This is a genomic window from Sphingobacterium sp. Lzh-3, from assembly GCF_046764375.1.
In the GTDB taxonomy this organism is placed as follows: domain Bacteria; phylum Bacteroidota; class Bacteroidia; order Sphingobacteriales; family Sphingobacteriaceae; genus Sphingobacterium.
The window spans coordinates 583,910-608,807 of sequence record NZ_CP177226.1 but is presented as its reverse complement, the minus strand read 5'-3'; the positions used below and the strand labels follow the sequence as shown (position 1 = coordinate 608,807).

Genomic DNA, 24,898 nt, shown 5'->3' with positions numbered 1-24,898 from the left:
AACGTTTTTAATCAAGTTTGAGTCTTACTTAAAACAAATCATTTTTTAAACGATCTGGTCCCGCTAAAATAAGCTTTTAACTATTGACAACCTTATTTAGCAATCTCTTTAATCATTGGTTCGCCCGCCAATAAGCGTTGGTATCGGACCAGGGCCTCCACATAATAGTAATCGGCATAGGTCAACGGCACATCGATTTCCGAATTTAACGGTAGCGCTCCAACGCTATGTTGTAAGATATAACCTCCATTTTGACCATAAGGTGCCAGATAAGGGGCCTTGGACAGGTTTTTAAGAATCGTTTCTGCTTTTTCAAAATAATTTAGGGCTTCGCTTCCTTTTGTATATTGTGAGAGCTCTAACAAAGCTGATGCATATAGTGCCGCCGCAGACACATCTCGTAGATCCTTATTCGGATACATTTTATCTGACTGCGCAATTTTATCTTTATCAAAATCCCAGTAGGGAACCAGATCAGCAGGCAGATTCGGATTGTTTAAGATATATTTCGCGATTTGCTGGGCCTGCTTCAAAAAGTCTTTCTTCTTTGTCTCGCGATACATCATGGTATAACCATACAGCGCCCATCCTTGTCCTCTTGACCATGCCGATTCATCAAATGCGCCTTGGTGGGTCTTTTTACCAATGGCCTTACCTGTGTTTTTATCATAATCGATTACATGGTATGAACTATAATCTTTTCTAAAGTGATTTTTCAAGGTTGTTTCAGCGTGCGATACCGCAATATCATAGAATTTCTTATCTCCAGTCATTTTAGACACCTGTGTCAAAAACTCCAGGTTCATCATATTATCGATTATAACCGGATACTGCCATGATCCGTGATCCCAAGAACGGATCGTTTTGGTAGTTGGACTATAGCGAGATGCCAGGGAATTGGCGCCGGTGCTGAGTACTGGACCATACTTTTGGTTATCACCCGTGAGACGCAGTGCGTTTCCAAAACTACAGAATAACATAAACCCTAAATCATGTGTACCCTTGTTGTTCTTTTCTTTTTCTAGATAGGTCAATTTCTCGGTTGCTTTCTTTAATAGCCCTTCATCTTTGGTACCTTCATATAAATACAACAATGTTCCTGGATAAAACCCCGAGCACCACCAGCTCGACGAAGAAAATACCTCTTTGCCATTTTCGAAAGTTTTTGGAAACTTTTCTGTCGGAGTTTCGTTTACCAGGACTTTGATTTGCTTCGCTGCAGCATCTAGCTGCTGCTGAATAAACGCTTTGGATAGATTCGGTTTTGCCGTTTGCGCCTGAACGACAGTCGAAGTACCCAAAATGGCCAATAATAACACGGAAAGTTGTTTTAATTTCATTATTTTCTAGTCTTTTATTTTTATTTGGTCAGCGCATTAGCGCTTTAATTCTATACCTAAATAATCCGCTCTTTTTCTTTATTTCAATTGATCGAGGAATATTAATCAATTGACTCACGGAGCTTAAATATTCAGTTTCCTCACCGTAGTTTCTTTAACTTACCTTTTATCAATGTACACTAATCAAAGCGATTGCCCCCTTATCAAGATTCAGATCAATTATTCCGTCTTTCCTTATATCAAACGTACCTTTTCCTTGTATCTCTACCTCTGGTATTCCGATATCGGATTTTAGACGTAGACGACCTCCATATTGACTTTTGATCCGGATGCTGGCTGTTTTTCCATCTTTCCGCTCTGCTGATACGAGATTTCCACCATCTGTCAAAAAATTGGTAAAGGAAACATTCTTCCATTTATGAGGAATAGCAGGAAACACGCGTAATACACCATTCCAATACTGCATACACAATTCTTGAATACTGGCCATCGCTGCCAGTGGGGTTTCTATCACCGGACCGCTTTCAGCATATAGTGTATTGGCTTTAATATATTTCTGCAATAGCACATCCAGCGAAGCCAAAGCCGAGTCTCCTCTTCCCATCATGGCATACATAGAGGCAGCCCCCGTAAATGAATAGCCCTGCAACAATTGCTTTTTGCCCTGCCAATGTGCAATAGAGCGCTCAATAAGAGATTGATTATTTACCTGATCCCAGTTTATATCGTAAAAAGGATAAATCATCATTAGATGCGAATAGTGACGATGCGATTCGCCATAGGGAAGATCTTTTGCGATCATAAAGCCATCGACATCTTGTGGATAATCAATCAAGTTGGCCAATACGTCTTTCCAGACAGCGTGAAGTTTATCCTTGCCGCCTCTTTCTTGATCCAGCTCAATAAGCGTCTTGAGCCCCCATTTGAAAATAGAAAGATCATAATTTGTATCATAAGCATACCCTTTTGAATATTCTGGTGAATAGGTTTTCACACCGATATGGTATTTTCCTGCTTGATTTTTTTCCAATAAGTGCAAATGATAATTTATCGCTTCCTTCAGTAGCGGAAATAAACGATCATATACTTCCTGCGACAGGGTCGCTCGATAATATTGATAATAACTATACAACAGCCATACGAGATTCCCTAGCTCCTTTTCTCCATCGGAAGCCGCATCCAATGAAACATTTTTTGCCAGAAGAACAGGACTCCATAAGCTTGGCCCCGAGGAGCGGCCTACAGCCAAACTGTTATAGCGATAAGGCTCGGGAACATTTTGTCTTAAATTATCTTTATTCCGATCAATCATCTGAATCAACGAGTTTGCAATACCGAGCTGGTTCGCTTTGAAAACAGGAGAATAAGCAAGTTGCATATTAAGATTAAGCCAGTACGCTGGCCAAGGAGTTGGACTTGTCCAGGGTCCCTGTAAATCCATAGCGGGTTTATCTGACCTTGTTGCACTGGCAAGCTTATACAGTTGCATATCATAAAACTGCTGGTAAACCGTATCTGGCAGCTCCAGTGTAGATGCTGCAAAATAGTCTGTCCACCACTTACGATGGGATGCCAGTCCCTTCGTTAACTTTTGTTCATTAAAATTCTGAACATAATTGATCGCCTTTTTGACGTAAGCGGTTCCCTGCTGGTTATAATCTACGGTAATTAAATAGGTATCCACTTCTTTGGTGGATCGGCCACAATAAGCCGTCACATACCCTCCACCAGCTAGAAGAGGCTGATCAAAATATTTTGTTTCGCCTTGCGTGCCAAAACTTCCTTTTGGATTTGTCGGATAGTTTTTCGGTTTTTGCGTATAGCTGAATCCCATCCTTGGACTGATGGCTTCGTCGGGCTTCCATGTAAGCTGGTAATTCCCGTTAAAATCTTTTTTAAATACCTCTAGCAAAATAATGTTGTCATTTGATAAGGTGGTCGTCCGAATTCTCACCATCCCTTGGTCTGTGCCGACTTTCGCCTCAGCATAGGCGTCTTTTAAATGAATTTCTCCTTGTGCCTGCACAATCGGGCTTTCTAATGCCAATTCAAAATGACCTAACGACATACGCGCCTGATCAAACAATTTATCGGCCGAATTCGCTCGATGGTCATAAATATCAGTTCTTCCAATATCCACACGCATCGAATTCTTACCAGCTAAGTAGGTCATCGTTCCCAGGAGACCATTTCCAGTAAACACACCTTCATAAATCGTATGGCCCAACACTGGAATTCTATATTGAGCTGATCCTCCAAATGGCTGGCATAGGATGCAAACGAGTAAAAACAGTATTCTTAGATTCATCATTAGGATTCAATGCTATCAGAGCGACCATAAAGATGCTGGATTATTCTCCTGAAATCAAGCCTCTTTTACGAAAACGATTGAGGAAAATCGAGATTCGAGTCCTTTTCTGTCCACCACATCGAATAGCTACCACACTGAAATGTAACAATTTAGTAGATAAAACAACACAGCATAGGCAATATTGGGATAGCTATATATGAAAGAAATGAATTCAATAGTGCTCTTTTGTTATTTTTTAACAAAACACAAATAAACAATACGTAAAATTTTAGTTATCAGTTTACATTTATCAGTTTTTTATCTATTTTTAAGATTAAATATCCAATGCCGTTATTTTTAACAGCCTAATAGTGGATCAATTATAAAACAACTAATCCAACCAAAATGAAAGAACAGAATTCATCAAGGCGTGATTTCATAAAAAAATCCGTGGTCGGTGCTGCGGCATTTTCTATTGTACCACGCTTTGTACTCGGAGGACAGGGCTATCTTGCTCCGAGCGACCATCTAACCAAAGGTGTAATTGGTGTCGGCAATATGGGCCGTGGACACTTTGGCTACGCCGGGACTAAAACAGTAGCCATTTGTGATGTGGACAAAACCCATCTAGCGGCAGCACAAGCAGACTTAGGCGGTGGTGTGAAGGAATACCATGACTTTAGGGAGTTGATTAAATCTCCGGAAGTAGATATTGTGCATATTGCTACTCCGCCACATTGGCATGGACTAATGTCCATCGAAGCGGCAAAAGCAGGAAAAGATATCTGGTGTGAAAAACCAATGACACGTACTATCGGTGAAGGTAAAAAAGTGAAAGAAGCCATTGCACAACATGGCAATATCTTCCGTTTAAATACCTGGTTTCGTTTCAAGGATGATTTTTATGGAATGAATGTTCCAGTAAGCAAAATCAAAAAATTAGTTGATACTGGCATGTTAGGTTGGCCTTTGAAAGTTACGATAAGCAAACATACCGGCTTTGACTGGAAGTTCTATTGGGTAGGAAAGGAAAATTTACCAGAGGAGAAAGTACCGGCTGAACTTGACTACGATTTTTGGTTAGGTCCGGCGCCATACAAGCCTTACAATAAACACCGCGTACATACCACTTTTAGAGGATATTGGGATTATGATGGTGGTGGTCTAGGAGATATGGGGCAACATTATATGGATCCTGTTCAATACTTCTTAGGCAAAGACAACGAAAGCCCGATTACCGTCGACGTTGATGCTCCGCAGCAACATCCGGATGCCGTGGGCACATGGAGACGAATTACATTTACCTATGCCGATGGTTGTCAGATCATTTTAGACGGTGAAGCGAAAGATGAAAAGGCAGCCTATATTGAAGGTCCAAAAGGTAAATTATATAGAGGGTTTCAATCAGATATACCAGATTTGGAGAGAAAACTTGCACAGTATCCTGAACCTGCACCACAGATTACTGACTTCTTGGAATCCGTTCGCACAAGAGAAAAGTTTGCACTGAATGAAATCAATGGACACCGTTCTTGTACATTGGTCAACATGGGATTAGCAGCATTGCGACTGAACAGATCACTAAAATATGACTCCCAAAATGAGCAATTTATTAATGACGACGCCGCAAATAGATTAATTCACCAACCAATGAGAGGCCCTTGGTCTATTTAAAAAGATATCCCAATGAAAAGAATATTCAATTCGCTGACCGTATTGCTTCTTATATCTAGTGCAACCTACGCTCAGCAACCACAAAATAGAACGACTGCAACTAAAATAGCAGACGTATTGGCACAACAGCCTGCCGAAGAAAAAGAAAAGTTTTTACTTGCCATGCATGAGCTGGAAGGTTTTTCTTCTGATGACGTCGTTACGTTCCTCAAAGGACTTAAAGCACCAGGTAGCAACAATGCTCCGATAGAATTTGCGGCGAACAGCTATTCGTTTTATGTAAACCAACCAGGCAAAGAACAGCAGAAAAGAGTGTTTGTTGAAGGATTGGCAAAATCCATAGCGCAATTGAGTGAACCAACAAATCAAGTCTTTGCCTTACGCCTGTTACGCCAATGTGCAGATAATACAGCTATACCTGCTGTCGCAAATTGTTTGACAAACGATTATCTTGCAGATGCCGCAGCGAGAACCCTAGTATCTATTCGTACCCCTGAATCAACAGCAGCCTTAGAAAAAGCTTTAGCAGCATCCACAACAGAGAAAACTGCCATTGCCCTGGTTACAGCACTCGGAGATCTAAAAGATAAAAATGCTGAAAGTGCCATTTTAGGATTAACGCAAAAATATAATTCGGATAGCTTCCAGCGGACGGCATTAATTGCGTTGAGCAAAATCGGAGGTACAGCCTCAGAACCGCTATTCCAGGAAAAACTAAATACTGCCGGCTATAGCTATGACAAATTGGATGCAGTAGGACTTGGTATTGACTATGCTCAAGCATTGATCGACAATAAACACGACCAAGATGCGGTTAAGTTCCTAAACAAGTTTTTCCAGGAATCTCAAAAAGTAAAATCGATCAACGGCCAAATTGCATCGCTTAAATTATTGACAACCATCGACCCAGCGAAACAACAAAAGAATTTGTTAGCAGCTGTTAAGAGCGATAACGGTGCTTACCGTAACATTGCATTACAATTACTCGGAAAATACGGAAAAGGCGCCGACGCAAAAAGCTTGCTTGCTTTAGCAAGCAAGGGCACGCCTGAAGTGCAAGAAAGTGTATTGAACTACTTAGCCCACAATGGTTCGGCAAGCAGCTTAAAACTAATCCAGGCATTAGTAAATAAAACGCAGTCTCCAGTAACTAAATTAGCTGGATTAAGTGCGCTAAACACACTATCTCAGGGTAAAGAAACCAATACCTTAATCCAGGCGCTCAACGCTGATCAACAATTCAATAATTCGGTAAAAGCATTGATCCTTTCATCGAAAGATGCAAATGTCGTTACTGACGTCAACAATGCACTTGCCACTGTAGACGACGACAAAAAGATTCAATTGCTGGATATTTTAAGTAAACGTTCCAACAATGCATCATCCAAAGCTGTATTAGCCATAAAGAGTTCAAACCCTGCTGTCGAAGAAGCGATCAACAAAGCACTCCCAAATGTAGCTCAAGAATCGGATTTAGAAGAACTATTCAGTAGGTTAAACAATACGACAGACAATAAATCTGCCGTGCTATTGCAACGTGCCATTGTCAATGTGGTTCAGTCAAGCACAAATTCAAAAGGATTGACAGAAAAACTAGCTGCAAATATATCGAAGTCTGCAGCACCTAATACCGCTAAGTATTTCCCTATTTTTGCTGGACTTGGTGATACCCAGTCATTGAAAGCTGTAACTGCCTACCTTAACAACACTAATTCAGGTCTACGGTCTGCAGCAATTGAGTCTTTGGCTGGTTGGTCTACCTCCAACGCACTGCCAGAATTAGTATCGCTGTCCCGAACAGAAAAAGATGACAATCTTTTCAATACGGTCTACAAAGGATTAATTAAATCAATTTCTTCTTCTTCTAATACGCCTGAACAGAAAACTTTGTTATTAAGAGATGCATTTAACGTTGCCAAAACAGCCGATCAGAAAAAAGCAGCATTATCGGCGTTACAACCTACAGGAACATACCAGTCTTTAGTTTTTGCCGCCGATTTAATGAACGACGCTCAACTTGGCGGAACTGCGGCCAATGTAGCGATGAACATTGCAATGGACAACAAGTTCTATGGCAAAAAGGTTAGAGAGGTTCTTGAACAAGTAATCGGTAAATTGTCGGGTAGTGAAAGTGGATACCTTAAAGAAGCTGTTGTTCGCTATCTTGCTGAAATGCCAATCAAAGAAGGCTATGTTTCGATGTTCAACGGTAAAGACCTAAGTGGCTGGAAAGGTTTGGTAGCGGATCCGATCAAACGCAGTAAAATGAACGAGAAAACTTTAGCAGCAGAACAAGCTAAAGCCGACGATATCATGCGTAAAGGCTGGTCTGTATCTAATGGTGAAATCGTATTTAGTGGTAAAGGCGACAATCTCGCTACTGTAAAACAATACGGCGACTTCGAAATGCTCGTAGACTGGAAATTGGAGAACTACGGTGGTATAGAAGGTGATGCCGGTATTTACTTAAGAGGTACTCCACAAGTACAAATTTGGGATATCGCAAATACAAGAGTTGGCGCCCAAGTTGGCTCCGGCGGATTATACAATAACCAGAAAAATGAAAGCAAACCATTGAAGGTTGCCGACAACGCTACTGGCGAATGGAATACATTTAAAATCAAAATGGTAGACGATAAAGTCACAGTTTGGTTAAATGGACAGTTAGTAACCGATAATATTCCGCTTGAAAACTATTGGGATAGAAACCAATCAATTTTCCCTACCGAACAAATTGAGTTACAAGCGCATGGTTCAGTTGTTTATTACAGAGATCTTTTTATCAAGGAATTCCCAAGAAAACAAATCTTTAAATTGAGCGATCAAGAGAAAAAAGAAGGTTTTGAAGTACTTTTTGATGGAACAAACCTCGACAAGTGGACAGAAAACCAAGCTTATGTCGTCAATGACGAAGGTTATATCTGGGTGTATCCAAATGCAAAATTTGGTGGAAACCTTTACACAAAAGAAGAATATGCAGACTTCATTTATCGCTTCGACTTCAAATTAACTCCTGGAGCCAACAATGGTGTGGGAATACGCGCTCCTCTGGAGGGAGATGCCGCATATGAGGCCATGGAAATCCAGGTACTTGATGATGGTGCAGATGTTTATAAAGACTTGAAGCAATACCAATATCACGGTTCAATTTATGGAGTTGTTCCTGCCAAAAAAGGTCATTTAAAACCTGTAGGTGAATGGAACTCCGAGGAAATCGTGGTGAAAGGAAATCGCATCAAAGTTACACTGAATGGCGCGGTTATCGTGGATGCGGATATCGCCGAGGCAAGCAAAAATGGAACCCTGGATGGCAAACAACATCCTGGGCTTAAACGAACCTCTGGTCATATCGGATTTTTAGGACACGGTACCGAAGTATTCTTTAAAGATATTCGAGTAAAAAAACTCAAATAGTCTAAACTTATACGTAGAGAGGGGATAAGGAATCTTATCCCCTTTTTGCTAATTAGCCCACTTGCTTGTCAAGTGAGAAAAATAACCAAATGATTCCAAAACTTTTGCTAAATTAAAGCCCTGAGGATTCTATTTCAAAATATGATGTTTTATGACTAAAGCCGTAAACTTACTGATTAACAAAAAATTGGAGAGTAAACCTGAAAAGAAAAATCTGTTCAATAAACTCTCCATTATAAAATTAATAGCCGAATTAGGATCTGTATCGGTAAATGACATTGTAAAAAACCTCTATTTAAGCCTGCCTACGGTAAATAGCCTGATTGCAGAATTGCTGGAAGATGATTTTATCCGTCAATTTGACAAAGGAGAATCTATTGGTGGTCGCAAACCCAATTTATATAAATTATGTGATGGATTGTTTCAAGTGCTGTCGATTGAACTTCAACGTTTCTCTATTACAATGAGCATCATGGACAATAACCAGAACATAATTGCTGAAACGATCGAGCTGGACAACGAACTATCCCGCGATGCAGAAAATCTCGCCAGCATTACACAAATTATAGATCAATATCTGGTCGACAAATCAGTTGATGTCGAAAACCTAACGGGGCTTATCATTGGTATGCCGGGCTTGATCAACGCTGAAGAAGGTACCAACGAGACTTTTTTACATGACGATAATCAATCCATAACAAACTATTTTGAGCACATATATAAAAAACCGGTCTTCATTCTGAATGACGTCAAAGGTGCAGCTTATGCAGAATTGAAATTTGGATTGGCAAAAAACACAAAAAACAGTTTAATTATCCTAATGGATTGGGGGATAGGTTTGGGAATCGTGTCCAATGGCGAAGTCTATCTAGGCCGTGATGGCTACTCCGGCGAAGTAGGACATATGCCCTTTATCGACAACGGTGAACTTTGCTATTGTGGCAAAAGAGGCTGCCTAGAGACTGTCGCTTCTGGAATTGCACTGGTTAACAATGCCAAGCAGGAAATAAAAAAAGGAGAGCTGACTAAATTAAATGAATTACAACCCGATGAATTACAACATTTAACACCGACACATATTATTGAAGCTGCAAATAAAGGGGATCAATTTGCAATAAATCAGATTTCAAAACTGGGAACAAATCTAGGCAAGGCATTTGCATCGCTAATACAACTGCTCAACCCCGAATTGATCGTGTTGGGTGGAAAAATTGCAAAAGCAAATGAATTGATCACTATTCCGATACAGCAAGCCATAAATTCTTATACCATGGCGATATTGAAGGAACATTGTGACATAAAAGTTTCAAGCCTAAATCTCGACAGCAATACTGTAGGCCTTACAAACTATTTCATCACAAAATACCTATCCGTTGAACTACTTCGGAAATCCAAAATCTAAAATTGCCCTGTACTCAATAAAACAAGAGTACAGGCTCTTTCAGTCTTAATACCGTGCTCCATGGCAAGCTGCTCTAATTCAGCATTTTCCGCACCAGGATTAAATATAATTCTTTTGGGCTTCGTCGCTAATATATAATCGTAATACTCCTTCTGATTAGGCTCACCAAGATACATCGTCACAGTGTCAATATCGGTGTATATCTCACCTTTTTTTTCAACAGGAACTCCAGCTGCTTCACCTCCACTCAAGCCAATATTGACGATATCATGCCCGTGCTTATGCAGCATATTTGCAGCTTTATTCGAATAACGCGAAGGATTGGTGCTGGCACCCAAAATCAATGTTTTTTTCATCTTTTTATTCCTTTTATATCTACCTCTTGCTCGCCCACTACCCACAGTCAACTTACGCCCTATTGTAACTAAAGAGCGAAGATGACTATGATTTTATCAAAATAATATTACTTAGAAACTACTCATCAATGATAAAATCGCCATGGTTGCTATACGCATTTTTACGTAATACCGGCATTCCCATAATCTTATAAAGCTCGTCCAGTTTGACCAGGCTTCCATTTGTCATATTAGAAAGTAAAACAATAACAATGTTTCTCTTTAAATCTCTCACATAAATATGTCTAAAACCGTGCCACCAACCTGTATGATATACGATATGGTCGTTTCCATGCTCAAACGTACGCCAACCATAGCCATAGCTAAAAATTCCTTTTTTCGCATCCGGATATCCTCTATATGCCGAATCCAATGTTGATTGCTTCAACAATCGTCCATCTCTCAGGGCCAGATCAAAACGATAAAGGTCACGCACAGTACTATAAATTCCTTTGTCACCAAGCGGTCCGTCCTGAAAGTTTTGCACCACCGATCTTCGCCATACCTTATCATGCCCAATAACATTGGTAGGAATTTTATCATACACTGCCTTAGAAAGTGCAGCTGTATTTACCATTCCAGCAACATTGAATACGCTATCTTTCATATACGTAGCATAATCTTGTTTTGATATCTTTTCAATAATGGCCCCTAAGACCATAAAATTAGAGTTATTGTAAAAGAAACGTCCTCCAGGTGCACCATAACGATTGGGCTTAAATTCAGTTAGCATTTTCATCACATCCTGATTCGTCATTCCTTTCTTACGATCAGGCCAGTGTTCCTCTGAAAAATAAACGTAATTGGGCAACCCCGAACGGTGTGTCAATAACATCTTTATAGTAATACCTGGATAAGGAAAATCCGGATAGAAGTCGTTGATTGTTTGGTCAAGACGCAGCTTTCCTGCCTCCACTAACTTTAAAATTCCGACAGCTGTAAGCGGTTTAGAAACGGAAGCGAGTTCAAATTTATCATCAATTTTTAAACTATCCCGTTTTAAGTAATTGGCCCAGCCGAATGTATTCTGATATAAGATTTTACCATCTTTAGCAACAAGAACATTCCCATTGAATGCAGCTTTTGAATGTAGATTTTTCATAAAAGCGTCAATCTTCTGATCTGCATTATTTGAATTATAGACCAGTCTTGTACTATCCACTTTTGCCTGCGCTATCGCTGCTTCCTTCTGTTTTTTCTCTTTTGAACTACAAGCCACTGTAGATACAAACAAAAGAGCAACCATTCCCTTTAAAAAAAATAATTTCACTATACTAAGTCTCCCGGATTTTTGTGTTTTATATATTATATATCAATAAATACCTCCTGTTTCCTTTGTTCTAAATAATATCAAATTATTGAAGCTCGTAATAGAAGGACCCGCATACTGATAATAATGCTAAAATGAAGATTTTAGTATAAAAAAACGAATTTTTCCCCTACAATAATTGTTATTTATCGTATATGTTACCGTTTTTTTAGTGCAGTCTCTTTTCTTATCACGTTGAACAAAGCACACAGCACCTCAAACAAATTCGCAATGAAGAAAACTGGATTTCAGGAATAAGCTTTTCAATACAAAGTACTTATCAAACAAGGCAATAAAAAAGCCACTTTATTACTAAAGTGGCTTTTAATTCCTCTATTAAAGGATTATGCTAATAATCTTACTGGATTTTCAACCAAAGATTTTAATGTTTGCAAAAATGCAGCTCCAGTTGCACCATCAACCACGCGGTGATCACAACCCAAAGTCACTTTCATTACATTACCAGGAACTACAGCACCATTCTTAACAACAGGAACTGCTTGAATAGCACCAACAGAAAGGATAGCTCCATCTGGTGAGTTGATAATGGATGTAAATTCGTCAATGCCAAACATACCTAAGTTGGACACTGTAAATGTAGATCCTTCCCAATCAGCAGGCTGTAATTTTTTAGCTTTCGCTTTTTGAGCGAAATCTTTCACCTCTGCAGAGATATGCGACAATGATTTACCATCTGCAAAACGCACAACAGGAACTAATAAACCATCTTCAACAGCCATTGCAACACCAATGTTGGTATGCTCATTGAAACGGATTTTATCGCCTTGCCATGAAGAGTTTACAGCAGGATGTTTTTTCAAAGCAACAGCAACAGCTTTTACAACGATATCATTGAAAGAAACTTTTACTGGAGCAACCTCATTGATCTGCGCACGAGCAGCCATTGCATTGTCCATGTCAATCGATACAGTCAAATAGAAGTGTGGAGCTGTAAACAATGACTCTGCTAGACGACGCGCAATAGTTTTACGCATTTGGTTAACTGGTTTTTCAGTATAGCGCTCTTCACCAACAAATGTAGGCAAAGTGATTGCTTTTGCTTCTGTTGCAGGAGCAGCTGCAGCTTTTGTCTCCGCAGGTTGTGCAGCAACAGGAACAAACGATTCAACGTCTTTCTTCACAATACGGCCGCCATCTGCAGAACCTTTGATATCACTTAAATTGATCCCTTTTTCTTGTGCAATTTTACGTGCTAAAGGAGAAGCTTTCACACGAGAATCATCGCTTGAAGACGATGCTACCGGTGCAGCAGTGACAGCAGGAGCAGCAGCTGAATCAGCTTTAGGAGCTTCAGCAGTTTCCGCCTTTGCAGGTGCAGATTTTTGATTTAACAAAGGTGTGATATCAGTTCCAGCAGGACCAACGATCGCGATGATGTCGTTTACCTTTGCAGCTTGTCCAGCTTCAAGACCAACATATAACAAGGTGCCATCAGCATACGCTGTAACCTCCATAGTCGCTTTATCAGTTTCTACATCAGCAATAGCATCGTCAGATTTAATCGTATCACCAACTTTAAAGTTCCATTGCGCAATGACCCCCTCTTTCATGGTATCACTCAACAATGGCATTGTAATAACAGTACATCCCAATTCTTCAGGAGTTACAGTACTAGCTGAAGATTCTGTACCAGAAACTTCTTCTGCTTTTTTTTCTTCGGTTTTTTCTGGTGCTTTTTCAGCAGCAGGTGCATCACCACTCAACAATGCTTGAAAATCTTCACCCGGTTCTCCTAAAACAGCAATAACAGCATCAATAGCTACTGCTTCGCCTTCTTTGGGACCAATATATAAAAGAGTTCCTTCTTGGTAAGACTCAAAGTCCATCGTAGCTTTATCTGTTTCAATCTCAGCTACTAAATCACCAGAATTTACTTTATCACCAACTTTTTTGTGCCATTTCGCGATGACCCCTTCGGTCATTGTATCGCTCATTTTCGGCATTCTTACTACTTCAGCCATTCTTTATTATATTATCAAGTTAAAGAGTATTAATCTAAAATAAATGGATAGTCTTGTTGTACATATACATCTTTGTACAATTCATCTGCAGTTGGATAAGGAGATTCCTCTGCAAATTTTACCGACTCCTCAACGACCTTTTTCACATCAGCCTCAACTTCTGCAAACCAAGCGTCATCTGCATAGTTGTTTTCTAAAATAGCATGTTTAGTAGACAACAATGGGTCACGGTCTTTATACGCTTCTAATTCTTCTTTCGTACGATATTTAGCTGGATCAGACATTGAGTGTCCTTTGTAACGATATGTACGAATTTCTAGGAATGTTGGACCTTCACCTGCACGAGCACGTTGAACAGCTTCGTCCATCGCATTGTGTACAGCAACAACATCCATTCCATCAACCGGAGCAGAAGGCATATCGAAACCTAAGCCCATTTTGTAAATATCCTGCATGTTCGTTGTACGTTGTACAGAAGTACCCATTGCATAACCGTTGTTTTCACACACGAAGATAACAGGAAGTTTCCACAACATTGCCATGTTTAATGTTTCGTTGAACGCACCTTGACGTACAGCTCCATCGCCCATATAACAGATATTTACATTATCTGTACCAAGATATTTCTCAGCAAATGCGATACCAGCACCTAAAGGAATCTGACCACCAACAATACCATGGCCACCCATGAATTTATGTTCTTTAGAGAAGAAGTGCATAGAACCTCCTTTACCTTTTGAACAACCTGTGATCTTTCCATATAATTCAGCCATACAAGCATTTGCAGAAACGCCTTTAGCCAAAGCGTGGGCGTGATCACGATAAGCAGTGATTAAAGAATCCTCAGGTTTAATTACCGACATCGTTCCAGCGACTACAGCCTCTTGTCCTATGTACAAGTGACAGAAACCACGAATCTTTTGCTGTCCGTAAAGTTGACCTGCTTTTTCTTCAAACTTACGCATAAGTAACATAGACTTATACCACTCCAAATATGTCTCTTTTGTTATAGGTGTTGAACTCATTTCAAAGTTTTGATTTTCTTACTATTCTAGACTACAAATCTAATAATTTTGCACGAATTTCCTTGTTCAAAAATCAATTTTATTTATACTTTAAGACACTTCTAAGACATTTGATTTAAAGTATATAGCAATTGATTACAAATAAATGAACGGCACGATCAAATAAATCAAAAACTTATGAAAATAAAAAAGCCAAAGGACTTAATAATCATTTGGCTTATTCTATTTTACACAAACTGTTTGTTATCGGAGTTTTTGGATCAACTCGGTTTCGGTTACCTTTATCTGCTCCCCGCTTTCCATATCTTTTAAAGATAATTGCCCAGAAGCAGCCTCTTCGTCACCCACTAATAATACGTAGGGGATTCCTTTCCCATCCGCATAACCCATTTGTTTTTTCAATTTCACAGGAGAAGCATAGAGTTCCGAAGCGATATTTTCCTTCCGAAGCTTATTGAGTAAATTCAGGGTATAACCTTCCAGTTGCTTATCAAAATTTATAATCAGGAGTTTGGTAGAGTCGGCCTTACCAATAGGAAATAAGTCCAACTCTTCCAACACATCATAGATACGATCCGCACCAAAGGAAACACCGACTCCGGTCAGCCCCTTTAGCCCAAACATACCTGTAAGGTCATCATATCGACCACCGCCGCCGATACTTCCCATGGCAACTTCATTCGTCTTGACTTCAAAAATACAACCTGTATAATAATTGAGACCGCGCGCCAATGTAATATCCAGATCTATGATTGTGTGAAGCAATTTTTCTTCAGCACCTAGTTTGGCTACATAGTCAAATACTTCCTCAATCTCAGCAATACCATTTAAACCAACAGTAGAAGTTGATAAAATTGCTTTTAATGCAGACAGTTTCTCCGCATTGGATCCCTCCAACAAAATAATAGGTTTCAAAATAGCAAGATCTGCTTCCACGAAACCTCTCTCTAACAATTCTTTGTTCACACCATCGAGTCCAATCTTATCCAATTTATCAATAGCGACAGTCATATCGACAATCAGTTCTGGTTTTCCGATGATTTCAGCAATCCCAGAAAGAATCTTTCTATTGTTGATTTTAATATTAAAATCCTTAAGCCCAAATCGTTCAAAAGCTTCTTGATAAATCAAAATAAACTCAGCTTCATTCAATAGACTTTCTGAACCAACAACGTCAACATCACATTGATAAAACTCACGGTATCTTCCACGCTGCGGACGATCTGCGCGCCACACAGGTTGTACCTGAAAACGTTTAAATGGTAAAGCAATATCATTTTGGTGCATCACAACATAGCGTGCAAAGGGCACAGTAAGATCATATCTTAGTGCTTTCTCTGAAATATGCGGAATAAGTTTATTGGAATTTTTATCGTGAAGCAGGCTATCAGGCGTTTTCGCCAAATAATCACCCGAATTAAGAATCTTAAAGATCAACTTATCCCCCTCATCCCCGTATTTACCGGTGAGGGTTGTCAAATTTTCAAATGAAGGTGTCTGTATTTCATTATAACCATATTTTCTAAATACCGTTTTCAATGTATCGAAAATATAATTGCGTTTGATCATTTCGGAAGGCGAAAAATCACGCGTCCCTTTTGCCAAAGAAGGTTTTACTATTGCCATATCCGGCAAAGTTAATATTTAGTGGGGACTAAATAAATTAAAGAATAAAAATCATCTATTCTACTTCAAGAATTTTAAGGAATTCACAGGCTTTCTCTGCGGCAGATTTCTCGGCGGACTTCTTATTGAAATCACGTCCAAGTCCACATACAACACCATCAACAACCGCTTCAATACTAAACATTTTAGAAGACTCCCCTTCCGGGTTGTCTGTTTGCCTAAATACGATTTCTTTGCCGGTATGTTGACACCACTCAATTAATCTACTCTTAAAGTTTGTTTCTGTCTGTTCAAGAAGATGGATATCGACGTGCGGTTTAATAATTCGCTGAAGTAAAAAGCTTTTTGTAAAGACATAGCCCTTATCCAGATAGACTGCACCAACCAATGCCTCGAAAGCATCGCCCAACAAAGATCCTTGTTTATTCGGAAAACTGATCATTCGCGCATCAAACTGAATAAGCTCATTAAAGCCTAACTTTCGGGAAAGTTGGTTCAGGTTTGCTCTACTGACAATTTTGGAACGCATTTCAGTCAAGAACCCTTCATCTTTATAAGGGTATTTCTTAAATAACAGTTCAGCCACGACCGAACCCAAAACAGCATCACCTAAGAATTCTAAACGTTCGTTGCTATTCTTTGCCCCCTCTTTAATTGTAACGGCGACAGACTTATGTCGAAAGGCCATCTTATACAGATGTACATTTCCGGGAACAAATCCCAGCAGGTTTTTTAGTTTTCTAACGTATTCCCGATCTGGTGAAAAATATAATTTATATATCCTTGCAAAAGGCATCTCTTCTAAAAATAAGGCGACAAGTCCTAATTAAAGAACCTGTCGCTAGCTCATATTACCAAACCATGTTTGAAGGATCAAACATTAAGGTTTATATTTTTTCACAATAACGGTAGCATTATGCCCACCGAAACCAAATGTGTTACTCAACGCTGCGTTAACAGTACGTTTTTGCGCTTTGTTGAATGTAAAGTTCAACCTATTATCAATTTCCGGATCATCTGTAAAGTGATTGATTGTCGGAGGGACAATATCATTTTGGACAGCCAAAATAGAAGCAATAGTTTCTATAGCCCCTGCCGCCCCCAAAAGGTGTCCAGTCATTGATTTCGTTGAGCTGATATTCAATTTATAGGCGTGTTCACCAAACAGGTCAACAATAGCTTTAGTTTCACTAATATCACCAACAGGTGTAGAAGTTCCATGGACATTGATATAATCAATATCTGAAAAATCCATCTCTGCATCATTGACAGCCATTGTCATAGCTAGTTTAGCGCCCAAGCCCTCAGGATGTGACGCTGTGATATGGTGTGCATCAGCACTCATTCCACCACCAGCAATCTCTGCATAGATTTTTGCTCCACGTGCCAAGGCATGCTCTAAGCTTTCTAAGATCAAGGCACCTGAACCTTCCCCCGAAACAAAACCATCTCTATCCTTGTCAAAAGGGCGTGAGGCCGTCTTCGGATCGTCATTTCTAGTTGACAAAGCATGCATAGCATTGAACCCACCAATTCCAGCTTCATTGACTGTCGCTTCTGATCCACCCGTAACAATCACATCTGCTTTTCCCATACGAATATAGTTAAAAGCATCTATCATTGCATTGGTAGCCGACGCACAAGCCGATACGGCAGAAAAGTTGGGACCACGAAGGCCATGACGCATTGAAATATGTCCTGGAGCAATATCAACGAGCATCTTAGGAATGAAGAAAGGGTTGAAACGAGGTGTTCCATCTCCTTTTGCAAAGTTTGCAACTTCTTCAGTGAACGTTGTCAAACCTCCAATTCCTGATCCCCAAATTACTCCGATACGATTCGTATCTAATTTTTCAAAATCTAAGCCAGCATCTTTAATTGCCTCATCCGTTGACGCAATAGCATACTGGACAAAAGGATCGACTTTACGAGCTTCCTTACGATCCATAAATTCATGTGGATCAAACCCCTTTACCTCACATGCAAACTGAGTCTTGAATTTTGACGCATCAAAATGCGTAATAGGAGCAGCTCCGCTTACACCATTTATTAATGCCTCCCAGTAAGCTGAGACGGTATTACCAATTGGTGTAAGGGCGCCTAATCCTGTTACTACTACTCTTTTAAGCTCCATTTATTACGATTAGCCTAATTAAATTAGTTAGTTAACGTTTTTTTCTAAATAAGCGATTGCTTGACCAACAGTACCAATAGTCTCTGCTTGATCATCAGGAATAGCAACGTTGAATTCTTTTTCAAACTCCATGATCAACTCAACAGTGTCAAGTGAATCAGCACCTAAATCATTAGTGAATGAAGCTTCTGGTGTTACTTCGTTTTCGTCTACACCTAATTTTTCAACGATAATTGCTTTTACTCTTGAAGCGATATCTGACATGATTTTATAGTTTAATTGTTTAATAAATCTGTGCAAAGAAAAATAAATTTCATCAAAATTCAAACCTAAATTGATATTTAGATGAAAGTCACCATGTTAGGCGACCGAACTTATTCGCGTCTTATACTAGCTAACCCACTCTATATTAACTTAGTTCAAGTATAACAAAAAATATTTTGTATTCCAAACGCTCAGCTAATTAACTCAAATTTTACACAAAAAGTATATTCCTACCTTAAAATTATTAGTACCTTCGTTAACCGAGGAACATATATTTAAACATTAAAGTGGTCAATAAGTTAGTAGCAAGATTGGATATGGACATGGATGAAGAGTTGGATTTTACCCTACTCGCCATCACCTGTTCGTTGAAAGATTACCGACTTTGCCATTTCATCAACAAGGAGACTAACCTCAATTTTTCCAGAGGAAAAGAAAGCAAATACGATCATGATGGTCGACAAAAAAATAAAACCGAAGAAGAACTTGAATACCACATTATCTTTGACTCAAAGAAAAAAACAAGCTATCACTTCACTGCTTTTCATTACCTGATTCCCGATGCGGACACAGAATATTTCCTGATCAACAACAAGAGCATCGAAGGAACTTATTTAATTCCAGAAAACCCCCACTTCGATTTTTTTATCATCATCAAAAATTACATCTGTGAGGATGATGTGGAACTTATTATCAAAAGGATCAGTAAATTACCGGAAGTCGTCATTGCAAAAGAAATATCACCAAAAATATTGAAATCTAAAGAAAATCTCATATTTTAGCAAACTGTAGGTTAGTGTAGCAAATACACCCCGGTTTAGATCTAAATTAATTCGATTTAGTTTTGACAAAACGCAACAATATAGCGAGCTATTTGTTGTGATTAATGAAGAACATTTAAAATACAAAATATCAGATGGAAAAAGTTCAAAAAAGGACTAAAATTGTCGCAACATTAGGCCCTGCCTCGGCAGACAAACAAGTTTTGACCAACATGATTGCCAAAGGGGTTGATGTGTGCCGGTTGAATTTCTCTCATGGCAGCCAGGAAGATCACCTTAAGGTAATCGAAACTATAAATGCAATAAACAATGAAACAGGATTCAATGTTGCCATCTTAGCCGATTTACAAGGTCCAAAAATTCGGATCGGAAAAATGAAAGAAGGTGGCGCTGTTCTCACTAATGGTTCAAAAGTTGAAATCACCACACATGAACTTATCGGAGACGAAAACAGAATCTACATTACATACGAAAACTTTCCAAACGATGTTGAAGCCAACGAAATCATTTTACTTGACGACGGAAAACTTCAACTTCGTGTTTTAGAGACCAACCATAAAGATACAGTTACCTGTGAAGTTGTACACGGAGGTGTCCTTACTTCACGTAAAGGGGTTAATTTACCAAATACAAAAGTATCTATCCCGTCGTTGACAGAGGAGGATTTAGACAACTTGAACTTTGCGCTAGATCATGGTGCAGACTGGATTGCGATGTCATTTGTACGTTCGGCAGAAGATATTTTTCAATGTAAAAAAATCATTGAAGCAAAAGGAAGCCACGCACGCGTAATCGCAAAAGTGGAAAAACCAGAAGCGATTGAAAATATTGACGCAATTATCGAAGCGACAGATGCTATTATGGTTGCTCGTGGTGACCTAGGCGTTGAGCTTCCAATGGAAGAGGTGCCAGGGCTTCAAAAGATTATCGTACAGAAATGTAGAGATCTTTCAAAACCAGTGATCATTGCAACACAGATGTTGGAAAGTATGATTACTACCCCACGTCCTACACGTGCTGAAGTAAATGACGTAGCCAACTCTGTATTGGATGGAGCGGATGCTGTGATGTTAAGTGGCGAGACTTCAGTTGGTGAATTCCCTGAAATCGTTATTGAAACAATGAGCAAAATCATTATTCACGTGGAACAAACTTCTTATCCTTATTATAATGAGAAGGTTAGTGAAATCCACGACGGAACGCTTATTCCAGATGCGATTTGTGCTTCTTCGGTTTATCTTGCTCAAAAAACAAATGCGTCAGCGATTGCAGTATTGACATCTTCTGGAGCAACAGCGTTTGAAATTACAAGTTATAGACCAAATGTAGATATCTTAGTTTTCACAGGAACACAAAAATTGCTGAAACAACTCAGCCTGCTTTGGGGAGTTAAAACCTTCATCTACGACAAGTTTGAAAGCACGGATGGATCTATCCATGATGTTAACAAATTTATTGTAAAAAATAACTACGTTAAACCTGGATCTATCATTATCAACACTGCTTCGACACCGTTGATCGAAAAAGGAAAAACAAATACAATCCGTGTTTCCCAACTATAGCGGAGATTAAGGATTAAAAGCAAAAAAAATAGCGTTCTAAATAGAACGCTATTTTTTTTGTCTGTTTGGATATAAGGAGTCTATTTTTAATTTAAAGTCCTTCATTTTGAGTGAATCCTCCAATCGTCTAAACGGAGGCTTATCTATTTCTCCATCCTCTTTGGGCATTTTTTCTGTTCCTGGCATCGGAGCTAAACCATCCACACGCTTCAGGTTCTTGATAGGCATATTGTACTTCTCATTAGAAGAGTCCAATTTTAGGACGGGCATCTTTGCTTCCTTTTTCTCCATCAAAGGAATCTGCGGCTTTACCTTCACCTGCCCCAAAGCAATTGTTCCTATGGAAGATAATGCCAATAATAATACATAACTTTTCATCGCTATATAGTTGTTAAAGAGTATCTGCACTCAATTGCACCAATGAATATGTTATACTCGGCTTATTCACTTCTATAGCAGCCAGACTTAACCGCGTAGACTAAATTTATCAGTAGACCAATTCAGCACATAATTTATTTCTATTCACTAATTTACAAACAACAACAGCTATATTTAAACAAGTTGCTGTTAAACATTGTTAAAACAGCTTCAAAACACATTAGCATCTTTATATTTGTAACAATTTAAGAAAATGAGCTATCGAACCCTCATGAACACAAAAAATAACATCAGGGCTGAATACGCAAATAGTGAGCAAACTAAATGTTATAAACTTTGTGATACAATTAAAATACATTTATTAAATACCCTATTCGAATGAAGAAAAATAGCATTGTATTAATTATTGGACTAATGTCACTAGCCCTTATCGGTGTATTGGCCATGCAATTCTATTTTTTGAGAGATTCTTATCGTCAAAAATCCCAATTATTTGATGAGTCTGTCAATGCTGCGATTACCGCAGTTGCCGGAAAGCTTGAAAGACGGGAAGTTGTTGACTTTGCTAAAGTTCAACAGGAACGTAACATTGAAAAATCCAAGCAGGAACAAGCCAAACAACGTCTTTTGGCCGAGCAACTCGAAATACAGTATAGAGTTGAAGAATTAAAAAACAAACAACATGTTATTTTCTCAAACTTTAAAGAGCAAGAAGACCAATTACGTGCATTGTATCCAAATGTAATTGAAATCAAAAATTCTTTTTACGAAACATACATCAAAAGACCAGAGTACCAGAAATACATCAAATTTTCTGTTTCAAATGAGCTTACAGACGATAATCTAGTACAGGCTTTTATCATGTTAAATGCGTCAAAAGTAGATGATCAGGTGAATGGGAAAGATGACAGCACGCGGTTTGTTATCCCACTAATGGACCCATTGGTCAATCAACAGACAAAATTTAGGGTAGCCACGTTACCACCAAGAGAGAATGCAAAACTTGCAAAAACCATCTCTGATTTGGAAAAAAGGCTCGATGTGCTAAACAGAAAGAATTCTTGGTCCGGTTTCAACGTTTACGACTCCGTTGCTATGCTCGGTGGTAAAAAGGCAGATTACATCGAAGATGTTGCTATTGGAATGGAGCTAGCAAAGCGTCCGTTAAAGGATCGGTTGAATGTCATCATTGTCCAGGAACTGATCAAAGATGAGTTGGCTCAACGCGATATTAAAGCTCCTTTTAATATTGAAATATGGAGTACAAACAATATATTGCTAAATAATATCCTAAACGAGGCTGCTTTAAACAACCCTACTAATACAACGAAATACTCTACTGCTCTATTTAAAGGTGATATCGGTGCTGCACCAGGAAAATTAACAATCTACTTTCCCAATAAAAAGGCAATAATCGCAGATAATATGGGCTATCTGCTTCTGCCTATGCTTGCACTCCTATTCTTATTGGTGGGTTGTTTTGCATATACATTGATTATCATCTTCAGACAAAAGAAAGTTTCGGAAATGAAAACAGATTTCATCAACAACATGACGCACGAATTTAAAACACCTGTTGCGACCATCATGATTGCCAGTGAATCGCTGAAAGACCCCGACATCAATGCAGACCATAAACGTGTTCAAAAATTAGCCAATATCATCTATGACGAAAATGTTAGGCTAGGAAATCACATCGAACGTGTACTTGATCTAGCTCGACTGGAAAAGGAAACATTAAAGTTAGACCAGGTAGATGTGCAAATTAATGATCTTGTTTCAGCAGTTACCGACAGTATGCAGTTAAGGATGCAAAATATAGGCGGAAAATTTTCCGTAGATCTAGCGGCAACGAAAGATGTAGTTGTTGGTGACGAGCTGCATTTTTCAAATGTATTTTATAATCTACTGGATAATGCGATTAAGTACAACAAAGGAGATCTGCATGTGAATATACAATCAAAAAATGTCGGTGATACCATTGTCGTCACCATTGCCGACAACGGTATTGGGATGAGCCGGGATCACCTGCAAAAGATTTTCGACCAGTTCTACCGTATTCCAACAGGAAATGTTCATAATGTCAAAGGATTTGGTCTTGGCTTAAGTTATGTACAGGACATCCTGAGAAGGCTGAACGGAAAAATTACAGTTAAAAGTGAAAAAGATAAGGGCACGACCTTTGAAGTAATTTTGCCTATTAAAAAATAAAACGTTCCTTTTTTGTATATTTCCTCTTTAAAAAATTTCAAAGGTTGAGGAAAGCTGATTTATCAGCATCAAGGGACATTGGTGAAAATTAATATAATCATTATGCAAAAGATATTATTAGCAGAAGATGATCCTAATTTGGGGGATCTTTTAAAAGACTATCTCGAATTAAAGGGAAAATTTGACGTCACATTATGCACGGATGGAGATGAAGCGATTTCTCAATTCAAAAAAAATAACTACGACCTCTGTATTTTCGATGTCATGATGCCAAAAAAGGACGGATTTACAGTGGGGCGTGAAATCAGAAAAACAAACAATACAGTTCCTATTATCTTTGCCACAGCAAAGGGGATGATGGAAGATAAAACCGAAGCCTTCGAATTAGGGGGAGATGATTATATCACAAAACCTTTTCGAGTAGAGGAATTATTGCTCCGCATCAATGCTTTGCTGAAACGCAGTGTTCGAGACAAAGAAGAGGAAGTGGTTGCTGATAAATTTGAAATTGGCGATTATTTCTTTGATTATACAAGTCAGCAAATTTCTTACAAAGGACAGATGCAAAAACTATCCACTAAAGAAGCGGAACTACTACGCTTGCTTTGTTTAAAGAAAAATGATGTGCTGACCCGGGAAGAAGCTTTATTAAAAATATGGCATGATGACAACTACTTTACGGGTAGAAGTATGGATGTATTTCTCAGTAAACTTCGTAAATATCTAAAAGAAGATAGTAAAGTTGAAATTGTCAATGTACACGGAAAAGGTTACAAACTTTTGGTAAGCTAAAAGCATGGGGAATGAGAAACAGTCATTCCCCATTTTTTATGCTACACGGCGTATTGAAACAGGGCATACACTAAATCATGGATGAAAAGAAAAGAACAAAACAATTTTATCCTTAGTAGAATATAAAAAATTGACGCACTTTTATAAAAAATTTGCATTTCAAAAAGAAATGTTCTAACTTAGCGTCGCTTATAGAGAAAGGCAGAGGGAATAGACCCGATGAAGCCTTAGCAACCTGTCCCTTGACAAGGTGCTAAATTCTACCCTACTTGATATGGGAATGATAAGCCGAAGTCACCAAATTCTAGTGTGTCCTTC

At 38.8% G+C, this 24,898-nt stretch carries 18 protein-coding genes and 1 riboswitch; of the genes, 7 read left to right on the top strand and 11 right to left on the bottom strand.

Annotated elements, in window-relative coordinates; translation table 11 throughout:
- Positions 1 to 92: 92 nt before the first annotated feature.
- Positions 93 to 1,340: a glycoside hydrolase family 88 protein gene (locus ACLCDV_RS02380; RefSeq protein WP_411972843.1), complete on the bottom strand. Its 1,248-nt coding sequence runs from the start codon at positions 1,338 to 1,340 to the stop codon at positions 93 to 95.
- A 169-nt stretch (positions 1,341 to 1,509) separates the two neighbouring features.
- Positions 1,510 to 3,651, bottom strand: a complete 2,142-nt coding sequence (locus tag ACLCDV_RS02375) for a glycosyl hydrolase family 95 catalytic domain-containing protein (RefSeq protein WP_411972842.1) — start codon at positions 3,649 to 3,651, stop codon at positions 1,510 to 1,512.
- A gap of 384 nt (positions 3,652 to 4,035) precedes the next feature.
- On the opposite strand from ACLCDV_RS02375, the gene ACLCDV_RS02370 reads away from it, so the two are divergent.
- The 3 genes from ACLCDV_RS02370 to ACLCDV_RS02360 all read left to right on the top strand — a co-directional run bounded on the left by ACLCDV_RS02370 (position 4,036) and on the right by ACLCDV_RS02360 (position 10,120).
- Positions 4,036 to 5,304, top strand: a complete 1,269-nt coding sequence (locus tag ACLCDV_RS02370; RefSeq protein ID WP_411972841.1) for a Gfo/Idh/MocA family oxidoreductase — start codon at positions 4,036 to 4,038, stop codon at positions 5,302 to 5,304.
- A 12-nt stretch (positions 5,305 to 5,316) separates the two neighbouring features.
- Positions 5,317 to 8,718 carry a DUF1080 domain-containing protein gene (locus tag ACLCDV_RS02365; RefSeq protein ID WP_411972840.1) on the top strand — a complete coding sequence of 1,134 codons (3,402 nt, stop codon included), beginning with the start codon at positions 5,317 to 5,319 and terminating at the stop codon, positions 8,716 to 8,718.
- Between the two features lie 151 nt (positions 8,719 to 8,869).
- Complete coding sequence (locus ACLCDV_RS02360; protein WP_317668576.1) at positions 8,870 to 10,120, top strand: ROK family transcriptional regulator; 1,251 nt, start codon at positions 8,870 to 8,872, stop codon at positions 10,118 to 10,120.
- Here ACLCDV_RS02360 and ACLCDV_RS02355 read toward each other — a convergent pair.
- The 8 genes from ACLCDV_RS02355 to ACLCDV_RS02320 all read right to left on the bottom strand — a co-directional run bounded on the left by ACLCDV_RS02355 (position 10,117) and on the right by ACLCDV_RS02320 (position 18,855).
- Positions 10,117 to 10,476, bottom strand: a complete 360-nt coding sequence (locus tag ACLCDV_RS02355) for a CoA-binding protein (protein WP_317668577.1) — start codon at positions 10,474 to 10,476, stop codon at positions 10,117 to 10,119. The two genes, ACLCDV_RS02360 and ACLCDV_RS02355, sit on opposite strands and share 4 nt — an antisense overlap.
- Before the next feature lie 118 nt (positions 10,477 to 10,594).
- A complete protein-coding gene (locus ACLCDV_RS02350; protein WP_411972839.1) occupies positions 10,595 to 11,785 on the bottom strand; it encodes a serine hydrolase domain-containing protein in 1,191 nt (396 codons plus the stop codon).
- A 383-nt stretch (positions 11,786 to 12,168) separates the two neighbouring features.
- Positions 12,169 to 13,806, bottom strand: a complete 1,638-nt coding sequence (locus ACLCDV_RS02345) for a 2-oxo acid dehydrogenase subunit E2 (RefSeq protein WP_411972838.1) — start codon at positions 13,804 to 13,806, stop codon at positions 12,169 to 12,171.
- 29 nt (positions 13,807 to 13,835) lie between these two features.
- Positions 13,836 to 14,831: a pyruvate dehydrogenase (acetyl-transferring) E1 component subunit alpha gene (pdhA, locus tag ACLCDV_RS02340; protein ID WP_046674850.1), complete on the bottom strand. Its 996-nt coding sequence runs from the start codon at positions 14,829 to 14,831 to the stop codon at positions 13,836 to 13,838.
- 243 nt (positions 14,832 to 15,074) lie between these two features.
- Positions 15,075 to 16,457, bottom strand: a complete 1,383-nt coding sequence (gene hisS, locus ACLCDV_RS02335) for a histidine--tRNA ligase (RefSeq protein ID WP_317668580.1) — start codon at positions 16,455 to 16,457, stop codon at positions 15,075 to 15,077.
- A gap of 55 nt (positions 16,458 to 16,512) precedes the next feature.
- Positions 16,513 to 17,253, bottom strand: a complete 741-nt coding sequence (gene rnc / locus ACLCDV_RS02330; RefSeq protein WP_317668581.1) for a ribonuclease III — start codon at positions 17,251 to 17,253, stop codon at positions 16,513 to 16,515.
- A gap of 84 nt (positions 17,254 to 17,337) precedes the next feature.
- Positions 17,338 to 18,591, bottom strand: coding sequence for a beta-ketoacyl-ACP synthase II (fabF, locus tag ACLCDV_RS02325; RefSeq protein ID WP_317668582.1), 1,254 nt, complete (start codon positions 18,589 to 18,591; stop codon positions 17,338 to 17,340).
- Positions 18,592 to 18,618: 27 nt separating this feature from the next.
- Positions 18,619 to 18,855 (bottom strand): acyl carrier protein, encoded by a 237-nt coding sequence (locus ACLCDV_RS02320; RefSeq protein ID WP_028070665.1) that lies wholly within the window; start codon positions 18,853 to 18,855, stop codon positions 18,619 to 18,621.
- 287 nt (positions 18,856 to 19,142) lie between these two features.
- Here ACLCDV_RS02320 and ACLCDV_RS02315 point away from each other — a divergent pair, with 287 nt between their 5' ends.
- Both ACLCDV_RS02315 and pyk read left to right on the top strand, forming a co-directional pair.
- Positions 19,143 to 19,637, top strand: coding sequence for an IPExxxVDY family protein (locus ACLCDV_RS02315; RefSeq protein WP_317668583.1), 495 nt, complete (start codon positions 19,143 to 19,145; stop codon positions 19,635 to 19,637).
- A gap of 134 nt (positions 19,638 to 19,771) precedes the next feature.
- Positions 19,772 to 21,199, top strand: a complete 1,428-nt coding sequence (gene pyk / locus ACLCDV_RS02310; protein ID WP_317668584.1) for a pyruvate kinase — start codon at positions 19,772 to 19,774, stop codon at positions 21,197 to 21,199.
- Positions 21,200 to 21,247: 48 nt separating this feature from the next.
- On the opposite strand, the gene ACLCDV_RS02305 is transcribed toward pyk, so the two are convergent.
- On the bottom strand, positions 21,248 to 21,577 hold the full coding sequence (locus tag ACLCDV_RS02305; RefSeq protein ID WP_317668585.1) for a hypothetical protein: 330 nt from the start codon (positions 21,575 to 21,577) through the stop codon (positions 21,248 to 21,250).
- Positions 21,578 to 21,955: 378 nt separating this feature from the next.
- Between ACLCDV_RS02305 and ACLCDV_RS02300 the strand changes: the two genes are divergently transcribed.
- Positions 21,956 to 23,788: a sensor histidine kinase gene (locus ACLCDV_RS02300; protein ID WP_411972836.1), complete on the top strand. Its 1,833-nt coding sequence runs from the start codon at positions 21,956 to 21,958 to the stop codon at positions 23,786 to 23,788.
- Positions 23,789 to 23,890: 102 nt separating this feature from the next.
- The gene (locus tag ACLCDV_RS02295) at positions 23,891 to 24,580 is read left to right on the top strand and encodes a response regulator transcription factor (RefSeq protein ID WP_172840643.1); all 690 of its coding nucleotides are present in this window, start codon (positions 23,891 to 23,893) and stop codon (positions 24,578 to 24,580) included.
- A 186-nt stretch (positions 24,581 to 24,766) separates the two neighbouring features.
- A riboswitch (SAM riboswitch) is annotated at positions 24,767 to 24,870 on the top strand.
- Positions 24,871 to 24,898 lie beyond the last annotated feature (28 nt).

What these genes read in the sequence shown, in the direction of transcription:
- ACLCDV_RS02380 (WP_411972843.1), bottom strand. Translation starts at nt 1,340, where the DNA reads ATGAAATTAAAACAACTTTCCGTGTTATTATTGGCCATTTTGGGTACT.
- ACLCDV_RS02375 (WP_411972842.1), bottom strand. Translation starts at nt 3,651, where the DNA reads ATGATGAATCTAAGAATACTGTTTTTACTCGTTTGCATCCTATGCCAG.
- ACLCDV_RS02370 (WP_411972841.1), top strand. Translation starts at nt 4,036, where the DNA reads ATGAAAGAACAGAATTCATCAAGGCGTGATTTCATAAAAAAATCCGTG.
- ACLCDV_RS02365 (WP_411972840.1), top strand. Translation starts at nt 5,317, where the DNA reads ATGAAAAGAATATTCAATTCGCTGACCGTATTGCTTCTTATATCTAGT.
- ACLCDV_RS02360 (WP_317668576.1), top strand. Translation starts at nt 8,870, where the DNA reads ATGACTAAAGCCGTAAACTTACTGATTAACAAAAAATTGGAGAGTAAA.
- ACLCDV_RS02355 (WP_317668577.1), bottom strand. Translation starts at nt 10,476, where the DNA reads ATGAAAAAAACATTGATTTTGGGTGCCAGCACCAATCCTTCGCGTTAT.
- ACLCDV_RS02345 (WP_411972838.1), bottom strand. Translation starts at nt 13,806, where the DNA reads ATGGCTGAAGTAGTAAGAATGCCGAAAATGAGCGATACAATGACCGAA.
- pdhA (WP_046674850.1), bottom strand. Translation starts at nt 14,831, where the DNA reads ATGAGTTCAACACCTATAACAAAAGAGACATATTTGGAGTGGTATAAG.
- hisS (WP_317668580.1), bottom strand. Translation starts at nt 16,457, where the DNA reads ATGGCAATAGTAAAACCTTCTTTGGCAAAAGGGACGCGTGATTTTTCG.
- rnc (WP_317668581.1), bottom strand. Translation starts at nt 17,253, where the DNA reads ATGCCTTTTGCAAGGATATATAAATTATATTTTTCACCAGATCGGGAA.
- fabF (WP_317668582.1), bottom strand. Translation starts at nt 18,591, where the DNA reads ATGGAGCTTAAAAGAGTAGTAGTAACAGGATTAGGCGCCCTTACACCA.
- ACLCDV_RS02320 (WP_028070665.1), bottom strand. Translation starts at nt 18,855, where the DNA reads ATGTCAGATATCGCTTCAAGAGTAAAAGCAATTATCGTTGAAAAATTA.
- pyk (WP_317668584.1), top strand. Translation starts at nt 19,772, where the DNA reads ATGGAAAAAGTTCAAAAAAGGACTAAAATTGTCGCAACATTAGGCCCT.
- ACLCDV_RS02305 (WP_317668585.1), bottom strand. Translation starts at nt 21,577, where the DNA reads ATGAAAAGTTATGTATTATTATTGGCATTATCTTCCATAGGAACAATT.
- ACLCDV_RS02300 (WP_411972836.1), top strand. Translation starts at nt 21,956, where the DNA reads ATGAAGAAAAATAGCATTGTATTAATTATTGGACTAATGTCACTAGCC.
- ACLCDV_RS02295 (WP_172840643.1), top strand. Translation starts at nt 23,891, where the DNA reads ATGCAAAAGATATTATTAGCAGAAGATGATCCTAATTTGGGGGATCTT.